Here is a 4,157-nt window from a genome sequence, read left to right on the forward strand (position 1 = left end):
GTATGTTTCCATATAAATAAAAAATTATTGTCCAGCCGATTAACGACACAAAGGCAAACCGTACCTGGTCTGCCTGAGACTGCAGCCTCTGTTTTGGCTCGTATCATAAGCCAAAACAGCTCAAACACAATAACAAAACCTTAGGCTAAACCCATTTGGTTGACGCAGTCGAAATACTCATGGGATATCAATGAGCAAACAAGAAAAATTTTTCGACGTATACGTTTCCTATCCGCCGAACACGGATAGGGAGCTCATCCACGCCTGCCTGTATGAGAACCTGCCCGAAAACGAAGTCGAGAGCCTGATTCAAGCCTTGGCTGAGCGTCCGCAAGCGATTGTGGCCGAAAAATGTACCCAAGATGAGCGCGAAAATGCGCAGCATTACTTCAGCTATTTGGGTTTGGACGTGATCGTCCGTCAGTCTATGGAATTGGAAGCAGTTGAAGAAGAAACTATGTCGGCAGCCAATACTCCCGACCCTATCCAATGCCCCGTCTGCATGACGATTATTGACGAACTAGATGCACAGGAATGTAAAACCTGCCACTTTGATTTGACAGAAAAAAATGAGCTGGCCATCCAGCGTAAGCGCATTGAATGGCAGGAAAAAATCTCTTTCGAGCATAAAAAACAAACCGAAATTGCCCACAAGCTCAAATACGAGCGCGAGCAGGAAGAGAAAAAGCTGCGCAAGAAAATCCGTGCCGAGTTGGAATCCCAACTACGCGAAGAGTTAGACCAAAATCCTGAGCTGGCAGCACTTGCAGCGAGGAAGAAAACACAGTTCCTGCTTACAATGGCTATCGTATTCGCCGTTTTGAGCCTGCTTGCACTCGGCTATATAGCTGCAAAATTCTTCTAAACCGATTCAAAAACTTAAGGCCGTCTGAAAACAGATTTTCAGACGGCCTTTTATTTCCTTATTGATTGAGCCATTTCAATCAAGCCTCTTGCACATCAACGTCCACCGACCATCTGATTTTACCGTCGCGGTTTTGCTGCAACACCTGCACCCACAAACTCACGGCACGGTGCAAATCTTGTCGGGATGTCGATTCGAGGAAAACTTGCGCACGTTCGCGTTCGGCAAGGCGCACCATCAGCATCGGAGCGGCACCAAACTGGGAGACGCTTTCGGGCAAAAGCGGAGCGAGGGTTTCTTTGGCGGTGTTGAGAAATTCCATCGCATCGGCAAAGCGCGGCGCATCGGCACGGACGGCCGTCTGAAAACCGAAAGGCGGCATGGCGAACATTTGCCGTTCGTTCAATTCGTTTTCGGCAAACACGGCGTAGTCCTGCGCTTTGACGGCGGCGAAGACGGGATGTTCGGGCAGTTGGGTTTGTATCAACACCTTGCCGGGTTTGTCGGCACGCCCCGCCCTGCCGGACACCTGCATCAGCTCGGCGAACAGTCTTTCCGGCGCGCGAAAGTCCGCGCTGTACAGGCTGCCATCGGCGTTCAACACGATAACAAGGTTGAGCCGCGCGAAATCATGGCCTTTGGCGAGCATCTGCGTACCGACCAGAATATCGATTTCGTTGTCTGCGATGCGGCGGTACAAATCCGCCCAGTCGTTTTTGTGCGCAGTGCTGTCCCTGTCGACACGGACGACGGCGGCCTTGTGCAGGAAGACGCGCAGGGTTTCTTCGACGCGCTGTGTGCCGTGTCCGACGGCGGTCAGGTCTTGGTTGCCGCAGTCGGGGCATTTGAACGGGATGGGTTCGCGATGATCGCAGTGGTGGCAGCGCAGTTGGCAGGCGCGTTGGTGCAGCACCATTTTAGCGGAGCAGTTTGGACAGCCGAAGGTATGGCCGCAGTCGCCGCAAAACAGCGCGGGCGCGAAACCGCGCCGGTTGAGGTACACCAGCGACATGCCACCTGCTTCAAAATTCTGTTTTAAAAGCTGCAAGGCTTGCGGCGAGAAGCCGTTGTCAAGTTTCAGACGGCCTACGTTGAGAATTTCTACTTGCGGCAGTTGCGCGGCGGCATGGGCGCGCTCGGTCAGTTGCAGCAGGCGGTACGCGCCGCTTTGCGCCTTGTGCCAGCTCTCCAAGCTGGGCGTGGCACTGCCCAACACGACGGGACAGCCGCTCTGCTTCGCCCGCCACACCGCCAAATCGCGGGCGTGGTAGCGCAATTCGTTGTCTTGTTTGAACGAGCCGTCGTGTTCCTCATCGACCACAATCAGCCCGACATCAGGCAAAGGTGTGAACACCGCCAACCGTGTGCCAATCACCAGCTTCGCCTGCCCCAACATAGCGCGCAAATAATCCTGCGTGCGCTTGCCCGCAGCCATCTGGCTGTGCAACACGGCGGTCGGCACATCGGCAAAACGGTTTTCCACCCGCTTCAAAAGCTGCGGCGTGAGGTTGATTTCCGGCAACAAAAACAACACTTGCCGCCCCTGCGCCAACACTTTCGCCATCGCATCGAAATACACTTCGGTCTTGCCGCTGCCGGTGATGCCGTACAGCAAAAACGGTTGAAATTTACCAAAGGCCGTCTGAATTTCATCGGAAGCCTTCTGCTGGTCGGCATTTAATACAAATTCAGAGTGCGAAGCCTGGCCATTACACGACCTTAAAACGGGCTTCGCCGCTTCCGTCGTTTTAATCCAACCCTGTTCCGCCCAATCTTCGATTAATTTCGCCGCCTGCGCGTTCACCTGCTTCAACGCCGCCATCGTCATTTCGCCCGACAGCAACGCGTCCCACAAAGCCGCTTTTTTGTTGAACCGAGCCGGCGGCGGCGTTTGCGCCCTGCCCGCTTCGTTCAGCGCGTAAAACAGCGGCGGCTGCGGCATTTCTACCGTGTGCGTTTCCTTCAAACCCTGCGGCAGCGCGGCAAACACTGCCTGCCCGGTCGGATAGTGGTAATAACGCGACGTAAACGCCAACAAATCACGCCAGCTTTGAGGCAACGGCTTTTCTTCCACAAAGGCCGTCTGAACGCTCAAAATCCGCGCCGTATCCATATCGGGCGCAATATCCGTTTCCCACACCATCCCGACAACGGTTTTATTGCGGAAAGGCACAAGCACTCGCGTTCCCGGAGGAAGCGGCTCGGAATGGGAATACGTCAAAAGGCCGTCTGAAAGCGGCACGTTTACGGCAATACGGTGGTAGAACATACAAACAATCAAATCATTTTTTCGTATTTTAACAGCCGAAAGCTATTTTCAGACGATAATTTGAGCCTTAGCACAATGCAGACATAACAGAGGTTTGATACAATGCCTTACTTTCAACACACGCAAGTCTTTCGCATGAAAACCAAGTTAATCAAAATCTTAACACCGTTTGCCGTCCTTCCTTTATTGGCATGCGGTCAACCTGCCGTATCCAACGCCAACGCGGCGCCTGCCCCTGCTGTCAAAGCGGAAGCACCTGCCGACAAATCCGTTGCCGCTTCTTTGAAAGCGCGTTTGGAAAAAGTCTATGCCGCCCAAGATTTGAAAGTTTTGAGCGTTAGTGAAACACCGATTAAAGGCATTTATGAAGTTGTCGTCAGCGGCAAACAAATCATCTATACCGATGCCAAAGGCGACTATATGCTCGTTGGCGACCTCATCAACGTCAACACGCGCCAAAGCATGACTGAAGAACGCGCCGCCGATTTGAACAAAATCGACTTCGCTTCCCTGCCTTTGGACAAAGCTATCAAAGAAGTGCGCGGCAACGGCAAACTGAAAGTCGCTGTTTTCTCCGATCCGGACTGCCCGTACTGCAAACGCTTGGAGCATGAATTTGAAAAAATGACCGACATCACGATTTATACCTTCATGATGCCGATTCCAAGCCTGCACCCTGATGCCGCGCGCAAAGCCGAGCTGTTGTGGTGCCAACCTAATCCGACCCAGGCATGGATCGACTGGATGCGCAAAGGCAAACTCCCAAACGGCAAAGCAAACTGCGAAAACCCTGTTGCTGAAACCACTTCATTGGGCGAACAATTCGGCTTCAACGGCACACCGACCGTGGTCTTCCCTAACGGTCGCAGCCAAAGCGGTTACAGCCCTATGCCTCACCTCAAAGAAATCATCGAGAAAAACCAGTAATACAGGGTTTAATCTCCATCAAGGACGCTTTACGCGTCCTTTTTTCATGTCATCCGCCATCAACTGCCTTCAGACGGCCTCGATACAGACAAATAT

Annotated in this window: 3 protein-coding genes; 2 read left to right on the forward strand and 1 reads right to left on the reverse strand. The window is 52.8% G+C overall.

The window, feature by feature from the left end; translation table 11 throughout:
- The first annotated feature begins 190 nt into the window (after positions 1-190).
- Entirely contained in the window at positions 191-865 is a 675-nt protein-coding gene (locus ACTHUM_RS10620; RefSeq protein ID WP_070585107.1) for a hypothetical protein, read from the forward strand.
- 79 nt (positions 866-944) lie between these two features.
- Here ACTHUM_RS10620 and ACTHUM_RS10625 read toward each other — a convergent pair whose 3' ends face one another.
- Positions 945-3,134 carry a primosomal protein N' gene (locus tag ACTHUM_RS10625; RefSeq protein ID WP_440402867.1) on the reverse strand — a complete coding sequence of 730 codons (2,190 nt, stop codon included), beginning with the start codon at positions 3,132-3,134 and terminating at the stop codon, positions 945-947.
- Between the two features lie 135 nt (positions 3,135-3,269).
- On the opposite strand from ACTHUM_RS10625, the gene ACTHUM_RS10630 reads away from it, so the two are divergent.
- Positions 3,270-4,061: a DsbC family protein gene (locus tag ACTHUM_RS10630; protein ID WP_440402866.1), complete on the forward strand. Its 792-nt coding sequence runs from the start codon at positions 3,270-3,272 to the stop codon at positions 4,059-4,061.
- Positions 4,062-4,157 lie beyond the last annotated feature (96 nt).

This window comes from Neisseria sp. P0021.S006 (genome assembly GCF_051956895.1).